The sequence below is a fragment of the Nocardia sp. NPDC055002 genome, from assembly GCF_053608825.1.
In genome coordinates, this window is sequence record NZ_JBSGWE010000001.1 from 801,715 (window position 1) to 821,535 (window position 19,821).

General features: G+C 67.7%; 17 protein-coding genes. 11 read left to right on the forward strand and 6 right to left on the reverse strand.

Annotation, left to right across the window (positions count from 1 at the left end):
* Positions 1–47: 47 nt before the first annotated feature.
* Both ACWF99_RS03860 and ACWF99_RS03865 read right to left on the reverse strand, forming a co-directional pair.
* Positions 48–851: a HEAT repeat domain-containing protein gene (locus tag ACWF99_RS03860; RefSeq protein ID WP_378631245.1), complete on the reverse strand. Its 804-nt coding sequence runs from the start codon at positions 849–851 to the stop codon at positions 48–50.
* Positions 852–1,071: 220 nt separating this feature from the next.
* Positions 1,072–1,959, reverse strand: a complete 888-nt coding sequence (locus ACWF99_RS03865; protein ID WP_452534521.1) for a TetR/AcrR family transcriptional regulator — start codon at positions 1,957–1,959, stop codon at positions 1,072–1,074.
* 94 nt (positions 1,960–2,053) lie between these two features.
* Between ACWF99_RS03865 and mbp1 the strand changes: the two genes are divergently transcribed.
* The gene (mbp1, locus tag ACWF99_RS03870; RefSeq protein ID WP_452534522.1) at positions 2,054–2,296 is read left to right on the forward strand and encodes a microaggregate-binding protein 1; all 243 of its coding nucleotides are present in this window, start codon (positions 2,054–2,056) and stop codon (positions 2,294–2,296) included.
* Between the two features lie 106 nt (positions 2,297–2,402).
* The gene (locus ACWF99_RS03875; protein WP_452534524.1) at positions 2,403–2,972 is read left to right on the forward strand and encodes a hypothetical protein; all 570 of its coding nucleotides are present in this window, start codon (positions 2,403–2,405) and stop codon (positions 2,970–2,972) included.
* Between the two features lie 97 nt (positions 2,973–3,069).
* Here ACWF99_RS03875 and ACWF99_RS03880 read toward each other — a convergent pair whose 3' ends face one another.
* Positions 3,070–5,247 (reverse strand): malate synthase G, encoded by a 2,178-nt coding sequence (locus tag ACWF99_RS03880; protein WP_378631239.1) that lies wholly within the window; start codon positions 5,245–5,247, stop codon positions 3,070–3,072.
* 234 nt (positions 5,248–5,481) lie between these two features.
* Here ACWF99_RS03880 and ACWF99_RS03885 point away from each other — a divergent pair, with 234 nt between their 5' ends.
* From ACWF99_RS03885 to ACWF99_RS03905, 5 genes are read left to right on the forward strand one after another with little or no spacing between them, the layout of a single operon-like run.
* Complete coding sequence (locus tag ACWF99_RS03885; RefSeq protein ID WP_378631237.1) at positions 5,482–6,123, forward strand: TetR/AcrR family transcriptional regulator; 642 nt, start codon at positions 5,482–5,484, stop codon at positions 6,121–6,123.
* Positions 6,124–6,125: 2 nt separating this feature from the next.
* Complete coding sequence (locus tag ACWF99_RS03890) at positions 6,126–7,415, forward strand: acyl-CoA dehydrogenase family protein (protein WP_378631235.1); 1,290 nt, start codon at positions 6,126–6,128, stop codon at positions 7,413–7,415.
* A 42-nt stretch (positions 7,416–7,457) separates the two neighbouring features.
* Complete coding sequence (gene betT, locus ACWF99_RS03895) at positions 7,458–9,611, forward strand: choline BCCT transporter BetT (protein WP_452534527.1); 2,154 nt, start codon at positions 7,458–7,460, stop codon at positions 9,609–9,611.
* 11 nt (positions 9,612–9,622) lie between these two features.
* Positions 9,623–11,137, forward strand: a complete 1,515-nt coding sequence (locus ACWF99_RS03900) for an aldehyde dehydrogenase family protein (protein ID WP_452534529.1) — start codon at positions 9,623–9,625, stop codon at positions 11,135–11,137.
* Positions 11,134–12,687, forward strand: coding sequence for a GMC family oxidoreductase (locus ACWF99_RS03905; protein ID WP_452534530.1), 1,554 nt, complete (start codon positions 11,134–11,136; stop codon positions 12,685–12,687). The genes ACWF99_RS03900 and ACWF99_RS03905 overlap by 4 nt, the downstream gene beginning before the upstream one ends.
* A 57-nt stretch (positions 12,688–12,744) precedes the next feature.
* On the opposite strand, the gene ACWF99_RS03910 is transcribed toward ACWF99_RS03905, so the two are convergent.
* On the reverse strand, positions 12,745–13,197 hold the full coding sequence (locus tag ACWF99_RS03910; RefSeq protein WP_378631229.1) for a winged helix-turn-helix transcriptional regulator: 453 nt from the start codon (positions 13,195–13,197) through the stop codon (positions 12,745–12,747).
* Positions 13,198–13,282: 85 nt separating this feature from the next.
* Here ACWF99_RS03910 and ACWF99_RS03915 point away from each other — a divergent pair, with 85 nt between their 5' ends.
* From ACWF99_RS03915 to ACWF99_RS03930, 4 genes are all read left to right on the forward strand, one after another.
* A complete protein-coding gene (locus ACWF99_RS03915) occupies positions 13,283–14,509 on the forward strand; it encodes an MFS transporter (protein ID WP_452534532.1) in 1,227 nt (408 codons plus the stop codon).
* A 273-nt stretch (positions 14,510–14,782) separates the two neighbouring features.
* Positions 14,783–15,325, forward strand: coding sequence for an HNH endonuclease (locus ACWF99_RS03920; RefSeq protein ID WP_378631226.1), 543 nt, complete (start codon positions 14,783–14,785; stop codon positions 15,323–15,325).
* A complete protein-coding gene (locus ACWF99_RS03925) occupies positions 15,322–15,576 on the forward strand; it encodes a WhiB family transcriptional regulator (RefSeq protein WP_378631224.1) in 255 nt (84 codons plus the stop codon). Before ACWF99_RS03920 ends, ACWF99_RS03925 begins: the two co-directional genes overlap by 4 nt.
* Positions 15,577–15,751: 175 nt before the next feature.
* Positions 15,752–17,419 carry a VWA domain-containing protein gene (locus tag ACWF99_RS03930; RefSeq protein ID WP_452534535.1) on the forward strand — a complete coding sequence of 556 codons (1,668 nt, stop codon included), beginning with the start codon at positions 15,752–15,754 and terminating at the stop codon, positions 17,417–17,419.
* Between the two features lie 19 nt (positions 17,420–17,438).
* Here the strand turns inward: ACWF99_RS03930 and ACWF99_RS03935 are convergent, their stop codons facing one another.
* Both ACWF99_RS03935 and ACWF99_RS03940 read right to left on the reverse strand, forming a co-directional pair.
* A complete protein-coding gene (locus tag ACWF99_RS03935) occupies positions 17,439–18,284 on the reverse strand; it encodes a Vgb family protein (protein WP_378631220.1) in 846 nt (281 codons plus the stop codon).
* On the reverse strand, positions 18,277–19,764 hold the full coding sequence (locus ACWF99_RS03940) for an ABC-F family ATP-binding cassette domain-containing protein (RefSeq protein WP_378631219.1): 1,488 nt from the start codon (positions 19,762–19,764) through the stop codon (positions 18,277–18,279). The genes ACWF99_RS03935 and ACWF99_RS03940 overlap by 8 nt, the downstream gene beginning before the upstream one ends.
* Positions 19,765–19,821 lie beyond the last annotated feature (57 nt).

Genomic DNA, 19,821 nt, shown 5'->3' on the forward strand with positions numbered 1-19,821 from the left:
GGACGAGACTATCGCCCGCCACCGACAACGTTTCTCGCGCTGAGCACTCAGGATTCGCGCGCGGCGATCGCGGCTTGGATTCGGCGTAGCGTGCGCAGGCCCTTCTTCGCGGCGACGCTCACCATGCCGTCGAAGACGGTCGAGCCGCGATCGTTGGCCATCAGTCGTTCCAGGGTCGGCACGGCGCGGTCGTCGCCGGTCGAACCGAGCGCGACGGCCGCCCAGTACCGCTTGTCGGGATCGTCGCCGGCGGCCGCCTCGATCAGTCTCGGGATGATGCCGGGAGCGAACTCCGACAACGCGCTGGCGATGTAGCCGATGCGGTAGTAGCGGCGGTTCTCGAATTCATCCCAGAGCGCTGCCAGTGCGGCGTCGCCACCGATCATGCCGAGGGCTTCGGCGGTGCGTTCGCGCATTCCGCTGATCGAGTCCTGCAGCAGGGGCGCCAGCACCGGGACAACCGATTCGTCGCCGAGGGCGCCGAGGGCGATCACCGCTTGGTCGCGGGCGATGTCCTGTGGATGGTCCAGCATCGCGACCAAGCCGGGAACCGCCTCACGGATGCCGAGCGCCGCGCAGCCCATCGCCGCCCATGCCTGGCAGTTGTAGCGGGTGTCGGCAAGCGACGCGAGCAGGGGTTCGCGCAGGGTGTCGTCACCGAAGACCTCCGCCCGGTTCAATGCCCTGCTGTAGAGCGACCGGTGGTAGTCGGGATAGTCGCGCACGAGCGCGCGCAGTGTCTCCTTGGCGGACGTATCGCCGTCCTCAGCCCGCGCGAGCAGGTGGCGCAAGTTTTCCTCGCGGGTCTCGAGGTCGCCATCTTTGAGTAGTCGCACGTCAGCTGGGTTCACCGCCCAACGGTACCTGGCAACTCGCCGGATCCTCGACACACCGCAGGTCACGGTGCCTGGCCTCGACACCGACCCCTTCACGAGGCCACTGAGTGAAGTAGATGAGCACCACCGTGGAGACGACCAGAAACAACACGGCCCAGGCGACTTGCGACAGCACCGCGATCGTCCAACCGACAGCGCGACGGTTCCCGCAGGGCGCGACATCGTCGCACACCACTCACGGGCGTTGTCGAGCGCGACGCATCGCTTCGAGGCGGTCGAGCAATGCCTCGAGGGATTCTTCGAACTCATCGGCCGCACGATTGGCTGCCAGGTGGCTCTGCAGGCGATAAACGTTGGGGTAGTCGGCCAGCTCCGATGATTCGTGCTGTCCGGGCTCGGCAGTGGTGATCGGGCTCAGCTCGACCCCCATGGTCGCCACTTCGAGGAGGAGGTGGCCGAGCAGGAAGGTCGCGAAAGACCGATATACCTGGACTGCCTGACGGTCGTCGAAGCCATAGTGAAGCATCGTATCGAGGAAGGATTCCATCCAGTTCAGGCTGCGCAACGGCGGGCAGAGCCAGGGCGCCTGCGGCGGGCTCGAGGCCATCAACGGGAAGACCTCCGGATGCTCGATCGCGACACGGCGCACGCCGTGCGCGAGGCGCTGCAGGTACCCCTGCCAGCTGCCGCCCTCTTCGTCGGGCTCCATCAGGTTCTGCTCGTAGAGCTGGTCGACGAGGTGATCGATCACACCTGCCAGCAGGTCGTCACGCCCGGAAACGTACCGGTACAGGGCCATGGCTTCGACGCCCAGCCACGAGCCCAGACGGCGCATCGTGAGATGTCCCAGGCCTTCCTCATCGATCAGCGCAATCGCTGATTCCAGGATCAGGACCCGGTCCAGCCGTGTGGGCCGAGTGCCCGCGTCGGATGGACGGTTGTCGCGCAGCTCGGCTCCCGAGTCGATCGTGTCTTCGCTCAGGGCAGAGCTCCTGTCAAAATCTTCGGGCCCTGGTCTTCCAGCACGCCACCACAACCCCAGAATACCGGGAATGTCACAGCTGGTTTCAGCACACCCTGGCAGGCCGCGATCGAAACGAAGGTTTACAAGGTAAACGGACATATGTTTATCTTGTAAACGGCAGCCGTGGAGCTGTCACACCCCGAGTTGCGCTCGCGTCACACGGGGAAACATTGGGCCTACGGAAGGGACAGTCGTGTCTGACAACGACAGTGGAGTAGAGGCCGGAATCAAGGGCGTCGTCGAGGGCGTGAAGGGCACAGCCAAGGAGGTCGCCGGCGCCGTAGTGGGCAACGACTCCTTACAGCGCGAAGGCCGTGCACAGCAGGACAAGGCCGAATCCCAGCGCGAGGTCGCGGAGAAGGAAGCCGAGGCTGAGAAGGCACGGCTCGAAGCATCGGCCAACGAAGCACGTCAGCGCGCCGCCGAGCAGGACTGACAGCTCGTGGTAGCGGGCTCGGCCGGTTGAACCCGCCGAGCCCGTCGGCCCAGCAATAGGAGTCGTGGTGGCACGAGCCACTCGGTCGGAAATGAGGAGTGACACCATGGAAAGGCCTGCGATGCTGCGGCTGGACAGCGCTGCGAGAACGACGCCCGGCTACTCCGACCGACAATGGGCTGTGCGCGAGGCAGTACTGAAATGGGCACACAACGAAGACCTCCTCGACAACCCGCTGCCGGTGCTCGGCGCCTTCGTCGTCGGGGCGTCGGTCTGCTGGCCGGGTGAATCGCTCACCGAGGACGAGGTAGTTCGCGCCTCGCTGTGGTTGACGAGGATGGGGCTGTTCAACTCCATCGATCTCGACCCGGCATTCGGTCACCGCGCAACCATCTACCGCCCGCGGATCACCGCTGAAGGAATACGCGTCGCTCGCGGCCCCGGTGGAGTTCGCGGCATTTCCTGGCCAGGCATCACGATTCGCCCGCCCGGTCGGCCGATACCGCCGCCGCGCGACCTCACTCCTCCCCCGCAACAGATCGGGTCGACGACCGCGCATCAGCGGATGGGCCCCGATCCCGACGGCAGCGACCATCCGGGACATGTCGTTGTCGCGCCCGCAGACCCGCACCGGCTCAGCAACGATAGCGACGGGATCGGATGCGACGCCGGGTGATCTCCGGTGACGACAGAGGCCCCGCCTCGGATGTCTCCGATGCGGGGCCTCGAACGAAAAGAGCTGCTACGAGCTACTTTTCAAGAACTCGACAGCACTACTTCTGCGCGGCCTTGAACTCGCGGCGACGCCGGTGCAGGATCGGCTCGGTGTAGCCGTTGGGCTGCGTGCAGCCTTCCAGGACCAGTTCCTTGGCGGCCTGGAACGCGATGTTGTCATCGAAGTTCGGGGCCAGCGGGCGGTAGGTCTTGTCGTTCGCGTTCTGGCGGTCGACGACCGGGGCCATCCGCTCGAGGCTGGCGATCACGTCGGCCTCGGTGACGATGCCGTGGCGCAGCCAGTTGGCGACCAGCTGGCTCGAGATGCGCAGGGTGGCACGGTCTTCCATCAGGCCGATGTCGTTGATGTCGGGCACCTTGGAGCAGCCGACACCGTGATCGATCCAGCGGACCACGTAGCCCAGGATGCCCTGGGAGTTGTTGTCCAGTTCCTGACGCTTCTCCTCGTCGGTCCAGTCGGTGGACTGGGCCAGCGGGATCTCGAGGATCTGGTCGACGGTGGCGCGCGGGCCGCCCTTGGCGATCTGCGACTGCTGCTTGAACACGTCCACCAGGTGGTAGTGGGTGGCGTGCAGGGTGGCAGCGGTCGGCGAGGGCACCCAGGCAGTGTTGGCGCCGGCCTTGGGGTGGCCGATCTTCTGCTCGAGCATGCCCGCCATCAGGTCGGGCATGGCCCACATGCCCTTGCCGATCTGCGCCTTGCCGGGCAGGCCCTTGGCCAGGCCGGTGTCGACGTTCCAGTCCTCGTAGGAGGTGATCCAGGTCTGGGCCTTCATCTCGGCCTTGCGGACCATCGGCCCGGCCACCATGGAGGTGTGGATCTCGTCGCCGGTGCGGTCGAGGAAGCCGGTGTTGATGAACACCACGCGATCCTTGGCGGCCTCGATCGACGCGGCGAGGTTGACCGTGGTGCGGCGCTCCTCGTCCATGATGCCGACCTTGAGGGTGTTGCGGGTCAGGCCGAGGACGTCCTCGATCCGGCCGAACAGCTCGTTGGTGAACGCGGCCTCGTCGGGGCCGTGCATCTTCGGCTTCACGATGTAGACCGAACCGGTGCGCGAGTTGAGGCGGGTGTTGTCACCGTTGAGCGAGTGCACGGCGATCAGCGAGGTGATCAGGCCGTCCATGATGCCCTCGGGCACCTCGTTGCCCTGCGCGTCGATGATCGCGTCGGAGGTCATCAGGTGGCCCACGTTGCGCACGAACAGCAGCGAACGACCGTGCAGCACCAGCTCGGAACCGTCGAGCGCGGTGAACACGCGGTCGGGGTTCATGGTGCGGGTGAAGGTCTTGCCGCCCTTGGAGACTTCCTCGGCCAGGTCGCCCTTCATCAGGCCGAGCCAGTTGCGGTAACAGACGACCTTGTCGTCGGCGTCGACCGCGGCGACCGAGTCCTCGAAGTCCATGATCGTGGTGAGCGCGGACTCGAGGACGATGTCCTTGACACCGGCGGTGTCGGTGGAGCCGATCGGCGAGGTGGCGTCGACCTGGATCTCGATGTGCAGCCCGTTGTGCTTGAGCAGGATCGAGGTGGGGGCCTCGGGGTCGCCGAGGTAGCCGACGAGCTGCGACGGGTCGGCCAGGCCGATGTCGGTGCCGTCTTCCAGACCGATCTCGAGCTCGCCGTCGACGATCTTGTAGTACGCCGAGCCGAGGTGCGAACCGGTGATCAGGGTGACGGCGTCGTCGAGGAAGTTACGACCCCACTCGATGACCTTGTCGCCGCGCACGCGGTTGTAGCCGCTGCCCTTCTCCGCGCCGTTGGCCTCGGGGATGGCGTCGGTGCCGTAGAGCGCGTCGTAGAGCGAACCCCACCGCGCGTTGGCGGCGTTGATCGCGAAGCGCGCGTTCATCACCGGCACCACGAGCTGCGGGCCCGCGGTGGTGGCGATCTCGGTGTCGACGTTGCCGGTGCCGATCTGGAACGGCGCGGGCTCGGGCCGCAGGTAACCGATCTCGGTCAGGAACTGCTTGTAGGCGGCCTTGTCGTAGCCGGTGCCCGGGTTCTCGCCGTGCCAAGCATCGAGCTTGCCCTGGAACTCGTCGCGCTCAGCGAGCAGAGCGCGGTTACGCGGGGCGAGGTCGTTGATGATCTGCTCGGCACCGGCCCAGAACGCGGCGGAATCTACGCCGGTACCGGGGAGCGCCTCGTTCTCGATGAAATCGTGAAGAACGCTCGCCACCTGGAGCCCGCCGACCTGAATCCGCTCTGTCATCTACTGCCTCACTTTGGTGAAAACCGGGTGGGAAAAGTCGATGTCATGTTACCCGTGGGTAGAGGTGACACCTCGTGTGGGTTCGAACGCCCTGCGGCCTCCGCCCATTCCGCCACGCCGAGCCACCGAGGTCGGAGGCGTGGGCGCGGCGGGACACCCCTTGATTGTAGGTGCGCGGGCAATTAATGTACTGACTGGAACATTAAGTCGTGTGCCGGACCGAACGGAGGCGCCGTGACCACCGAACCGGTATCCCCCGTGCGCCGTCGCGGACGCCCCCGCGCCACCGAGCGCGCCGACACCCGCGAGCGGATCCACCATGCCGCGCTCGAGCTGTTCGCCGAACGCGGATTCCACGCCACCGGCGTCGCCGAGATCGGCGCGAAAGCCGACGTCCAGCGGGGTGCGCTGTACTACCACATCGGATCCAAGGAAGACCTGCTGTGGGCGATCCTGCGCGACTACACCCGGCTGCTGCTCGCCGATGCCGAACGCATCATCGAGACCGATGCCGAACCCGTCGAGACGCTGCGCCGGCTGATTCGCAGTCACGTCGAGCTGATCGTCACCCATCGACGCGCGGTGGCCGTGCACCTGCGTGACGCCGACGCACTCACTCACGAACACGCGGTCGTGCTCCAGCAGCTGCGCGACCGCCTGCAGCGCCACTGGCAAGACGTGATCGACGCGGGCCACGCGGCCGGCCAACTACGCACGGCCGACCACATCGTCACCAACGGCATGCTCGGCATGCTCAATTCCCTCGGCTACTGGTACCGCGAGCGCGGCACCCACTCCCCCGCCGCGATCGCCGACATCCTCACCGACACCGTCCTGTCCGGGCTGCGCGCCACGGGCGACAACACGAAAGGCTGACCATGGCTTGGGATTTCGAGACCGATCCGGAGTACCAGCGCAAGCTCGACTGGGTGGCGGAGTTCGTTCGCACCGAGGTCGAGCCCCTGGATCTGCTCTACCCCAATCCCTACGACCGCGCCGACCCCGAGATCCGGGCGCTGATGCGGCCGCTGCAGCAGCAGGTCAAGGATCAGGGCCTGTGGGCCTGCCATCTCGGTCCCGAGCTCGGCGGTCCCGGTTTCGGCCAGCTCAAGCTGGCGCTGCTCAACGAAGTGCTCGGTACCTCGATGTGGGCGCCGCTCGTCTTCGGTTGTCAGGCACCGGATTCCGGCAATGCCGAGATCCTGGCGCACTTCGGCACCGCGGAGCAGAAGGCGAAGTACCTGCAGCCGTTGCTCGACGGCGAGATCGGCTCCTGCTACGCGATGACCGAGCCCACCGGCGGCTCGGACCCGACCGCGTTCCGCACCACCGCGGTGCGCGACGGCGACGAGTGGGTCATCAACGGCGAGAAGTGGTTCAACTCCGCCGCCGAATTCGCCACCTTCCACATCGTGATGGTCGTGACCGACCCCGAAGCCGAACCGCACCAGCGGTTGTCGATGTTCATCGTGCCGGCCGACGCGCCCGGGCTCGAGCTGGTGCGCAACTTCACCGTGCCCGGGTTCAGCGAACACGAAGGGCATCTGCGATTCACCGACGTCCGGGTGCCCGCCGATCATCTGCTCGGCGCGGAAGGCGCGGGGTTCATCGTCGCGCAGACCAGGCTCGGCGGCGGCCGCGTGCATCACGCGATGCGCACGGTCGCGTTGGTGCGCAAGGCTTTCGACATGATGTGCGAGCGCGCGGTGTCGCGCCCGGCCCGCAAAGGTGTCGTCGGCGGTTTCCAGATGACCCAGGAGCGCATCGCCGACAGCTGGATCCAGATGGAACAGTTCCGCCTGCTGGTCCTGCGCACCGCGTGGCGCATCGACCAGGCCCAGGACTATCGCGCCGTCCGCAAGGACATCGCCGCCATCAAGATCGCCATGCCGACCGTCATGAACGACATCGCCCGCCGCGCACTGCATCTGCACGGCGCGATGGGCGTGAGCACCGACCTGCCGTTCCTCGACATGACCACCTACGCCGAGGTCATGGCCATCGCCGACGGCCCGACCGAGGTACACAAGATCACTCTCGCCAAGGAAGTGCTCAAGAACTACGCGCCGGGAGACCCGGTGTATCCGAGTGGCTACCGGCCGGCACTGCGCGAACAAGCCCGCGATCTGGTGGCGCGCAGGCTCGAACACGAGGTCGGCAACCACTGAAGGTCCCCGATCGCGGGGTAGGCACGAACTAGCCTGCCTCGCATGGGTGGTGTCAGCAATCCCGGGGACAACGGCACGCAACGATCACCTGCCGGGACCGAGGACGAGGCGGTCCCGGCACATCCGGTCGCGGGGCGTCGTTCGGTCAACAAGCCGGTGTTCCTCATCGCGGCGGGCACCGTGCTCGCGTTCGGGATCTGGGCACTGGCCTCACCGTCGAGCGCCGAGACCATCGTCGGCGAGGTCAAGACCTTCACCACCACCTGGTTCGGCTGGTGGTACTTCGTGCTCGCCACGGCCATCCTCGGCCTGGTCGTTTTCCTCGGCGCCAGCCGGTACGGCCGCTACCGGCCGGGGCCGGAGGAGTCACGGCCGGAATACAGCCTGTTCTCCTGGACATCGATGCTGTTCGCGGCGGGTATCGGCATCGACCTGATGTTCTTCTCGGTCGCCGAGCCCGTCTACAACTACCTGCATCCCCCGCTCGGCGAGCCGGGCACCAACGAAACGGCCCGCAACGCGGTGGCCTGGACGATCTTCCACTACGGCATCACCGGCTGGGCGATGTACGCGCTGATGGGCGGCGCACTCGCCTATTTCGCGTTCCGGCACAACCTGCCCCTGACGATCCGGGCCGCGCTCTATCCGATCTTCGGCAAGCGCGTACACGGCCGGTGGGGCGACGCGATCGACGTGGCCGCGGTGCTGGGCACCATCTTCGGCATCGCCACCTCGCTCGGCATCGGCATCGTCCAGCTCAACTACGGTCTGCATCAGCTGTTCGGGATCCCGCAGGGCAAAGCCGCCCAGATCGGGCTGATCGCACTGTCGGTCGCCATCACCACGATCTCGGCGACCACCGGTGTCGACAAGGGCATCCGGCGATTGTCCGAACTCAATGTCATCATGGCGATCGCGTTGCTGGTCTACATCCTGGTGACCGGTCACACCGACTTCCTGCTCAACGGTTTGGCCCAGAATGCGGGCGACTACCTCTCGACCTTCCCCGACCGGACCCTCGACACCTTCGCCTGGGAGCGCAATCCCGAGACGGCGAACGCGCCGTCGACCTGGCTGGACAGCTGGACGCTGTTCTTCTGGGCGTGGTGGGTGGCCTGGGCGCCGTTCGTCGGCCTGTTCCTCGCGCGCATCTCGCGCGGACGCACGCTGCGCCAGTTCATCTTCGGCGTGCTGGTCGTGCCGTTCAGCTTCACCCTGATGTGGATCTCGATCTTCGGCAACAGCGCGCTCGAGGTCGCCAGGGACGACCGAGCCTTCGCCGAGAAGACCGCGGACCGAGCCGAACTCGGCTTCTACTCGCTGCTCGAGAAATATCCCGGCGCGACACTGTTGCTCGGCGTCGCGACCATCACCGGGCTGCTCTTCTATGTGACCACCGCCGATTCGGGGTCGCTGGTCATGGGCAATTTCACCTCGAAGCTGCCCGATCCGATGGCCGACTGCGCCACCGGCACCCGCATCTTCTGGTCGGCCGCGATCGGCGTGCTCACTCTGTCGATGCTGTTCGCGGGTGCGGGTGGGTCCATCACGACCCTGCAGAACGCCACCATCATCATGGGGCTGCCGTTCTCGTTCGTGTTGGCGCTGATCGGCATCGCGCTGCTGCGCGCCGTGCACAGCGAGTCGTTCAAACTCGACAGCTACCGCACCTCGCTGCCCAAAGCTTTCGCCGCAGGCCGTGGACCGGCCGAACTCAGCAGTTGGCGTCGCCGGTTGCTCTCGACCGTCAATTACCCGGGTGCCGCGGCCACCCGAAAATTCATCAGCGGCACCGTTGATCCGGCGATGCACGATGTCGCCGCGGAGTTCGAGCACATGGGTATGACGGCGACCATCGACGATTCCCAGTCCAACGAGGGTCTGCCGTCGCCGCGTCTGCTGGTCGATCAGGCCAGCGAGCCCCGGTTCGAGTACGGCATCTGGCCGGTCTCGGCACCGGCCCCGACCTATGCCGTGCTCGCGCAACGTTCCGGAGACCGCTACTTCCGCTGCGAGGTCTACCTGGCCGAGGGATCGCAGGGCTACTCGCTCAACGGCTACAGCCGCGAGCAGATCATCGGCGACATTCTCGACCAGTACGAACGCCACCTCGGCTATCTGCACCTGCGCCGCGCGGCGAGCGATCACCACGAGCCCGAATCCTGCGACGTCGACAGTACCGACCGCGAACTGTGAAGGGATCCAGCATGAGCGACACTCTCTATATCGACGGTTCCTGGCGACCGTCAGCGTCCGGGCAGACGCGCGAGATCCGCTGCCCTGCAGACGATTCCCTCGTCGGGGTCGTCGCCGAGGCAGGCCGGGACGACACGGTCGCCGCGATCACCGCGGCCCGCCGCGCCTTCGACGAAGGCCCGTGGCGCCGCACCGGCGCCGCCGAGCGCGGCGACCTGCTGCTGCGGGTCGCCGACGCGATCGACGCGCGACGAGACGAGTTCGCGCGCGCCGAAACCCTCGACACCGGCAAGCGCCCCTACGAGTCCGACATCGACATGTCCGACATCGCGAACTGCTTCCGGTATTTCGGCAAACTCGCCGCCGACGACGCGGGCCGGGTCGTCGACGCGGGCTCCCCCGACATCGATTCCCGCATCGTCTACGAACCGGTCGGTGTCTGCGGGTTGATCACGCCGTGGAACTACCCGCTGTTGCAGGCGGCCTGGAAAGTCGCTCCGGCGTTGGCGGCAGGCAATACGTTCGTTCTCAAGCCGGCCGAACTGACTCCCCACACCGCGATTCTGCTGATGTCGGTGCTCGATGACCTCGGCGTGCCTGCCGGGGTGGCCAATCTCGTGCTCGGCGCGGGCGCCACCGCGGGTGCACCGCTGTCCGAACATCCCGATGTCGACCTGGTCTCGTTCACCGGCGGGCTCGCCACCGGCAAGATCATCGCGCGCGAGGCGGCCGCCACGGTCAAGAAGGTGGCGCTCGAGCTGGGCGGCAAGAACCCGAATGTCGTCTTCGCCGACGCCTGCGACACCGACGAACGGCTGGCCGCGAGCGTCGACAACGCACTGAACGCGGCGTTCCTGCACTCCGGTCAAGTGTGTTCGGCGGGCGCGCGCCTGGTCGTCGAGGAATCGGCACACGACCGTTTCGTCGACGAGCTGGTGCGCCGCGCCGAGCAGATCCGGCTCGGCTTGCCCTTCGCCGAGGGGACCGAAACCGGGCCGCTGATCTCGGCCGCCCACCGCGACAAGGTGGACGCCTATGTCGAGCAGGCCCGCGCCGAGGGTGCCGTCATCCGCACCGGTGGCGCGTTCGCCACCGGTGACCGGGGCTCCGGGAACCTCGACATCGGATGGTTCTACCTGCCGACCGTCATCGACGGCGCCACCCGCGCGATGGCGTGCGTGCACGACGAGGCGTTCGGGCCCACCGTGACCGTGGAGACCTTCACCACCGAAGACGAGGCCGTCGCCATCGCCAACGACACCGAATACGGTCTCGCGGGCGCGGTGTGGTCCGGTGACGCCGCACGCGCCCGCCGCGTCGCCGCCCGGCTGCGGCACGGCACGGTGTGGGTCAACGACTTCGGGCCGTACCTGCCGCAGGCCGAGTGGGGTGGTTTCGGCCGCTCGGGTGTCGGACGCGAGCTCGGTCCCTCCGGGCTGCACGAGTATCGCGAAGCCAAGCACGTCTACGAGAATCTCCGGCCGGGCGTCACCGGCTGGTTCGCCGATCGGGAGGAACAGCGGTGACCACATACGATTACGTGATCGTCGGCGGAGGTTCCGCGGGAGCGGCCGTCGCGGCACGGTTGTCGGAGGACCCGTCGGTGACGGTCTGCTTGCTCGAGGCGGGCCCCTCCGATGTCGACGACCCGGCCGTCCTGCGACTCGACCGCTGGATGGAACTGCTGGAATCGGGCTACGACTGGGACTACCCGATCGAGCCGCAGGAGAACGGCAATTCGTTCATGCGCCACGCCCGCGCCAAGGTGCTCGGTGGTTGCTCCTCGCACAACAGCTGCATCGCGTTCTGGGCTCCGCGCGAGGACCTGGATTCCTGGGAACGCGAGCACGGCGCCACCGGGTGGGGTGCGGACTCGGTGTATCGGCTGTATCCGCGGATCGAGACCAACGACGCCCCCGGCGAGCATCACGGCCGCGGTGGCCCGGTGCACATCATGACGGTGCCGCCGAACGATCCGTGCGGTGTGGCCTTGCTCGACGCCTGCGAGGCGGTCGGTATCCCGCGCGCCGAGTTCAACGCGGGACGCACAGTCGTCAACGGCGCCAACTTCTTTCAGATCAACCGGCGCACCGACGGGACGCGCTCGTCGTCGTCGGTCAGCTATCTGCACCCTCATCTCGACCGGCCGAACCTCACCATCCGCACCGGCGCGTGGGCCAAGAAGATCGTGATCGAGAACGGGCGGGCGGTCGGGGTCGACATCACCGACAACGCGTTCGGCCGCACCACCCGGATCACGGCCAACCGTGAGGTGATCGTCTCCGCCGGCGCCATCGACTCACCGAAGCTGCTCATGCTCTCGGGCATCGGGCCGACGGTTCACCTGCGCGAGAACGGCATCGAGGTGATCGTCGACTCGCCCGGTGTCGGCGCGAACCTGCAGGACCACCCGGAGGGCGTGATCGGTTTCGAGACGACGCGACCGATGGTGGACAGCTCCACCCAGTGGTGGGAAGCGGGCATCTTCACCCCGACCGAGGACGGACTCGACCGGCCGGACCTGATGATGCACTACGGCAGCGTGCCTTTCGACATGCACACACTGCGGCAGGGGTATCCGACCGCCGAGAACACCTTCTGTCTGACACCGAACGTCACCCATGCCCGCTCGCGCGGCACGGTGCGATTGCGCTCGCGCGATTTCCGGGACAAGCCGAAGGTCGACCCGCGCTACTTCACCGACCCCGAGGGTCACGATATGCGCGTGATGATCGCCGGTCTGCGCAAGGCGCGCGAGATCGCCGCGACCGCACCTCTGTCGGACTGGGTGGCGCGTGAGCTGTATCCGGGGCCGGACGCGCAGACCGACGCCGAACTGGCCGACTACGTCCGCCGGACCCACAACACCGTCTACCACCCGGTGGGCACGGTCCGCATGGGCGCGGTCGACGACCCGATGAGTCCCCTCGACCCCGAGCTGCGGGTCAAGGGCGTCGAGGGTCTGCGCGTCGCCGACGCGTCGGTGTTCCCCGCGCACACCACGGTCAACCCGAACATCACGGTGATGCTCGTCGGCGAACGCTGCGCCGAACTCGTCGCCGCCGATCGGACGTAGGTCAGCCGAGGACCGGGGCGCGCCTCCGCGCAACAGAACGCGTGGACCGGCGGGCTCTCAGTCCACTCGTCGCACGGCCGTGGTCTCGGCCGTGACCTCTGTTCCGGACTGACTGCGGGGGTGTAGCGCGGCGAGGGGTCGGCCGTCGTGGTCCACGAGCGCCGAACGGGGCTCGTGGTCGGTGAAGGCGTGCCTTTCGCCCCATTGACGCAGCGCGACGATGGTGGTGAACAGATCCTGCCCGGCACGGGTCAGCTCGTAGACGTGCCGTTTGCCGCTCGCAGTGGCGCTGGTGGTGAGGATGCCGTCCTCGACGAGGCGGCGCAGACGGTCGGCGAGGATGTTGCGCGCGATCCCGAGCCGCTGCCGGAACTCGGTGAACGACGCCGGTCCGTCCATGGCGTCTCGCACGATGAGCAGGCTCCACCGGTCCCCGACCAGGTCGACCGTGCGAGCGACCGGGCAGGTCGGGTCGGTCCATGCGCGGTCGGAGCCGGGCGCTGGTGCCATGAGCCACCTCCTGATGGGTTGCAATTCGAAACCATTATTGCCTACGGTGAGAATTGGTTTCATTTTGCTACTCTTTGGAGGTCTGGTGGCGACAGGAGTCACGCGAGCACAGCGATGGGTGCTGGCGACGGTGTGCGCCGCGGCGGTGTCCACGATCTACGCGATCCAGCCGGTCCTTGCCGTCGCCGGCGCCGAGCTCGGTGTCTCACCGGAGTCGTCGGGCGTACTGATCGCCGCCGGGCAGATCGGCTACTTCGCCGGGCTGATCCTGCTGGTGCCACTCGGCGACCTGCTGAACCGACGTCGGCTCATCGGCGGACTGCTGGCACTCACCTCGATCGGGGCCGCGATCACGGCCGCCGCGCCCAGCGGTGGGGTCGCGGTGGCCGGACTCGCGTTCGCCGGAGTGTTCGCGGTCGTGGTGCAGGTGACAGTCGCCTATGTCGCCGCTGTTTCCGCGCCCGGCGAGCGTGGTCGCAACATCGGTGCGGTGACCTCGGGTGTCGTGATCGGGATCCTCGGCGTGCGGGTGGTCGCGGGGCTGCTGGGCGACACGCTCGGCTGGCGTGCGGTCTATGCCCTGCTGGCCGTGCTGTGCGCGGGGCTCGCCGTCGTCACCCGAGCAGGTCTGGACCCGGACATCAGAGCCTCCCGTGATCGATACACCCAGATTCTGCGGTCGATGCGACATCTCGTCACCACGGATCGACTGTTCCTGAGCCGGGGCCTGATCGCCTTCTTCGTCTTCGCGTCCTTCGGCTCGCTCTGGAGTGGCCTCGCGCTCCCACTCGGCACGCGACCCTGGAACTTCGGCACCACCGAGATCGGACTGTTCGGGCTGGTGGGGCTCGCGGGAGCCCTCGGCGCCGGCCGCGCGGGCCGGTGGGCCGATGCCGGTCACGCGCAGCGGATCACCGGGTGGTCGCTGGCGCTGCTCACCGCGTCCTGGCTGCTCATCGCGCGAGCCGGGTCATCCCTGGCGCTGCTCGTCGTCGGTGTCGTGGTGCTCGACTTCGCCGTCCAAGCCGTGCACGTGAGCAGCCAGCATCTACTGACCACCGCATACCCTGACCGCGCCGGCAGCGTCATCGGCGCGTACATGACCTTCTACTCGCTGGGCTCGGCTCTCGGCGCGGTCACCACGACCTGGGCGTACATCACGTGGGGATGGTGGGCCGCCAGCTTGTTCGGCGCCCTCTACGCCTCGGCGGGGTTCGCCGTGTGGGGGTCGGCCCGGCTCTCGGGCAGCTCACGCGCTGACGTCACCGTGCCGAACTCACGCCGGTCGCCGGTGGGATGCGCCCCGAAATAAATCAGCCGACATTTCGGACACGGTATGCCACCATGATTTCACGCAGGTGACTCGCAGCGGGCGAGGAACCGACGAGCAGCATCGAGAGGAGGAGACGGCCGTGAAACAGCAAGCGCCACAGCGAGAATCGGGCAAGACCTATCGCCGCGCGAATTCGGTCCATCGCGCGATGCGCCTGGATATCGATGGCTCCGGCCGTTTCCTGACCGCGGCCTGACCGGCCCGCCCACCTCCGCTCCTGACGTTCACTCCTCTCGAAACATGGTGATTCCCATGATGATTCGTCATGCCGTCGACCCGACGGCGCCCGCTTCCGACACCTGGATACACACGAGGGTGCTCGTGCTGAATGCCAGCTACGAGGCTCTCGACGAGATCACCGCCGATCGGGCCGTGACCTTGCTGCTCAGCGGCGCCGCCGAGACCGTGATCGAGCGGGCACCGCGGTTCCCGATCCGCTCGCAGCATCTGGTCATCGCGTTGCCCGAGACGATCCGGCTGGTGCGCTACGTCTACCTGGCGCACCTCACGCCGATCGGTGACGACAGCCGCGCCACCCTGGCCGGGGTGTTGCGTCGCGACAAGCACCGGTGCGGCTACTGCGCGGATTGGGCGCACACCGTCGACCACATCCGCCCCCGCAGCCGGGGTGGACCGAACACCTGGAGCAATCTCGTCGCCTGTTGCGCACCGTGCAATACAGGCAAGGCCGACCGCACCCCGGAAGAGGCGGGAATGCGGCTGCTGTGGGAGCCCAAGGCTCCCGACCCGCTCGCTCGCAAGCAGCGCCGGATCTGGAAGGAGTACGCGCCGTGACCACCACCGACCTCGCACTGACCGAACTGCTGACCCTGTCCGATTCGGGGCAATGGCACCGCGCCGCCTGCCGTGGTGACCCCAACCACGAGGCGTGGTTTCCCTACCCGTCGCAGGATTTCGATTACGCCCGCAAGATCTGCGCCGGGTGCCCGTTGCTCGCGGGGTGCGCCGAGTACGCGGCGCAGACGGGTCAGTCCGGGGTGTGGGGTGGTCGTGAATTCGATCGCGGCCGCGTGATTCGCGCGTGACCGGCCGAGCCGGGTGTCCGCTGTGGCACCCGGCTCAGCGCATCCGGCACGCACTGCATGGTTGCACGCACTGCCTCGACTGAGCCGACCACTCGTGCCGCATGCTGTGACCTGCGGCGATGCGCACCGGTATGCGCTGTGCTGCGGTTGCGCGCGGTGTCCTTAAACTTGCCGCGTGGGTACGCATCGCAACGGGACCAGTTCTCGAAGTATCAGCAAGGGTCCGGTTATCGCGGCATCGGCAATCGTGCTGGTGATCGTCGCCGTCGTCGCCTGGGTCCAGCTCAGTGATCGTGCCGCGACCACCGATGTCGCGGCCGCCGCCGAGTGCGTCGAGGGGGCCTCACAGCTCGACGTCACCGTCGATCCGGCGATCTCGGGCCCGGTGCGTGCCGCGGCCGACCGGTTCAACGCGACCAAGCCTCGGGTGCGTGACCACTGCGCGCAGGTGAAGGTGTCGGCCCGCCCGTCGAGCGCGCTGGTCGCCGGTCTCGCCGACACCACGAAATGGGATCCAGGTCTCGGTCCGCAGCCGGGGCTGTGGATCGCCGATTCGAGCCGGTCGATCGAGCTGGTTCGGGTGCCGGGTCTGATCGAGGGCACGCCCGCCTCGATCGCCACCAGCCCGATCGTGCTCGCCGTGCCCGATGCCCTGCGTCAAGCGCTCGAACAGCACCAGATCTCCTGGGCCGACCTGCCACGACTGCAGCAGGGCTCACTCGACGAGGTCGGCCTGTCCGGCTGGGGTGGGCTGCACATGGCACTGCCCGCCGGTGACGCCACGACCGCCGCCGCCGCGTCCATCGGCGCGGCGATCTCGGGGACCGAACCGTTGACCGAGCAGGCCGCCAAGTCGGGTCAGGTCGTCGCCGCGATCTCCGGGCTCGCCGCCGGCGCGCAGGCACCGGCCGATCTGCTGACCGCCATGTCGGCGATCAGCGCGAATCCCCTCGATGACGATGTGCACGCGGTCGCCGCGACCCAGCAGCAGCTCGGCACCGGCGGTCTCACCGCGTTCCGGCCGGTCGGCAGCGCGCCGCTGGCCGATTATCCCGCCGCACTGGTGTCGGGTCCCTGGGTCGACAAGACCCAGAATCTGATCGCGTCACGATTCATCGACTTCCTGCGGGCACCGGAGCAGGCGGGTGCGCTCGCCGCCGAGGGCTTCGGGCCCGCCATCGGGTCGGCACCGGCGAATCCGCCGCGTGCGGCACTGGAGAAGGTGCAGTCGACGCTGGCCAACCCGGTGCTCGGGGTGAACGCGACGGTCCTGCTCGACGTGTCGTCGTCGATGGGTACCGCCGAGGGCTCGACCACCCGGCTGTCGAACGCGATTGCCGCGGTCGCCTCCACACTGCAGGTGATGCCGCCCGACTTCGGGCTCGGCCTGTGGACGTTCGGCAAGAACCTCGACGGCGCCACCCCGTACAAGGTGCAGGCGGCCACCGAGCTGCTCACCGACTCCCAGCGCAACGCGGTCGGCTCGGCGGTCACCGCCGTGAAACCGAGCCAGCTCACCGCGGATCAGGCGTACCCGAGCCTGCTCGCCGCCTACCGCGCCGCGGTGGCCGGTTACTCCCCCGGCCGCACGAATTCGATTCTGCTGATCACCGACGGTCCCGACGACGATTCGACGCTGACCGGCACCGCGCTGGTCGACGAGATCACCGCGGCGACCAAGTCGGGCAAGCCCATTCGCATCGACATCGTCGTGGTCGGCGGCCAGGGCACCCAGACCCTGCAGACCCTCGCCGACCAGACCGGCGGCACCTACACCCGCATGCCGACGAGCAACGACCTCGGCTTCGGCACCGCGGTCGTCAAGGCGCTGACCACGCCCTAGGTCACCGACACGGACGCCGTTACAGAGAAACCCGCACCAGCGCACCGGATTCCATCGCTACCCAGAGGTCTCCGGCAGCGTCGACGGTGAGTCCGTGTGGTTCGGCGCCCGGTAGGTCGAGATGCGTGATCGTGCCGTCGATGGTGATCCGGCCGAGACGGCAGCTCGCCCACTCGGTGAACCACAGCGCACCGTCGGGGCCCGCCACGATCGCGTGCGGGCGGGCCTCGGTCGCCGGGAGCGCGAATTCGGCGATGGTGCCGTCGAGGTCGATGCGCCCGATCGCACCCGCGCCGATTTCGGTGAACCACAGTGCGTCGTCGGGGCCCGCGGTGATGCCGACCGGCGCGGCCGCGGCCGTGGGGATCGGGTGGACGCGCAGCGTGAGGTCGGCGTCGACGCGGGCGATCGCGTTGCCCTGGTTCACCGTGAGCCACAGCGCTCCATCGGGCCCGGGTGTGATCATCGAGGGCATACCGTCGACCTCGACGCGGCTGAGGTTGCCGTCCGCGGTCAGTCGCGCGACCCGCCCCGCCTGTAATTCGGTGAACCAGAGCGCACCGTCCGGCCCGACGCACGCACCGTAGGGACCTTCCATGGACCTGCTCGTCACCGCACCGTCGACGGTGATCCGCCCGAGCCGACCACCTTGGAACTCGGTGAACCACAGGTCATGGTCGGAACCGGCGACGATCACCGTCGGTTGCCCGTCGGACTGCTCGAGCGGATAGGACCGCACGATCCCCTCCGCGCAACGTCCGATCACACCCTGCGTCACCAGCGTGAACCACAGCGCCCCGTCGGGCCCGACGGTGATCCCGTACGGGGCGCCGGGCACGTCGATCACTTGCACGATCTCAGCCAAAGTCCTCAATTCCCTTCTGTGTTCCGCGGAAACGACGGCGCAGCGCCCGGTCGTGCGACACCACGACCACCGCACCCCGATACTCGCTCAGCGCGCGTTCGACTTCCTCGACCACGGTGAGTGACAGGTGGTTGGTCGGCTCGTCCAACAGCAGCAGGTCGTGTTCACCGGCGAGCACACGGGCCAGCGCGAGCCTGCGCCGCTGACCTTCCGAGAGGGTACCGACCTCACGATCGAGCAGTTCGGGAGCGAACAGCCCGGTCGCGAGCAGTAGTTCGCGCCCGAATCCGTAAGTGTCGGTGACACTTCGGGCCGGATCGAAGCGCTCGTCCTGGCGCAGGTAGCCGATGCGTCCCGGTGCTGCCGCGTGGATCGTGTCGAGCAGTGTCGATTTGCCCGAACCATTGGGTCCGTGGATCAGCAGCCGCTCGCGCGGGCCGAGCGTCAGCTCGCCGAGGTGGAACTCCACGCCGGTCCCTGCCGTGAATCGGCCGCGGAACCGCAACGGTTCGGGCGGTCGCGGCACCGGATCCTCGCGCAGCCGGCGCAAGCGCTCGGCCGTATTGCGCACCCGCGACGCGACCGAGCTCTGCACCCGCCCGGCATTGCGGTCGTAGGCCATCTTGTTGTTGTCGGTCATCGCGCGACCCGGCGCGACCTGCTGGGCAGTGCTCGTGGCGAACTCCTCGAGCCGCCCGATCTCGCTGCGCCACTGCGCGTACGCCTGTTCCCAGCGCATGCGCGCGGCCGCCTTCGCCGTCAGGAATCCGGTGTAGCCGCCGCCGAAGCGGGTCAACGCGCCGTCGGCGACCTCGAGCACCGCGGTGACAACGCGATCGAGGAAGATCCGGTCGTGCGAGACCAGCACGACCGTGCCCTGATGGGTGCGCAGGCGGTGTTCCAGCCAGGTCAGCGCGGCGTCGTCGAGGTGGTTGGTCGGTTCGTCGAGCAGGAGCACCTCCGGCGAGGCAGCGAGCAGGCAGGCCAGCCCGAGGCGGGCCCGTTCTCCGCCGGACAGGCTGTCGAGCGGGCGGTCACGGCCGATACCCGCCACTCCGAGTCCGTGCATCGACGCGTCCACCCTGGCGTCGGCGGCGTAGCCGTCGCGCGCCTCGAAACGGGCGAGCAACGCGCCGTAGCGGTCCATGTCCTGCGCTTCGGCGGCGGCTTGCATGCCCGCCTCGAGTTCGCGCAGTTCGGCCAGCGCCAGTTCGATGGCCGCACCGACGGTGTCGCCGGGCAGTGTTTGCGCGAGGTGGCCGATCCCGCCCTCGGCGGTGACGGTGATCGTGCCCGCGTCGGGTCGGGCGATCCCGGCGAGCAGGTGGAGCAGGGTCGATTTGCCTGCGCCGTTCTCGCCGACGATGCCGACGCGTTCACCGGGCCGGATCGAGGCCGAGACGGTGTCGAGCACGGGCTGGTCCGCATAGGACTTCGATACTCCGCGCAGGGACAGTTGAGTGGTCAAACAGTGCTCCAATCGCAACTCGTGTAGCTTTAACAGTACAAAACCATGACGACTAACGCAACAGGAGTT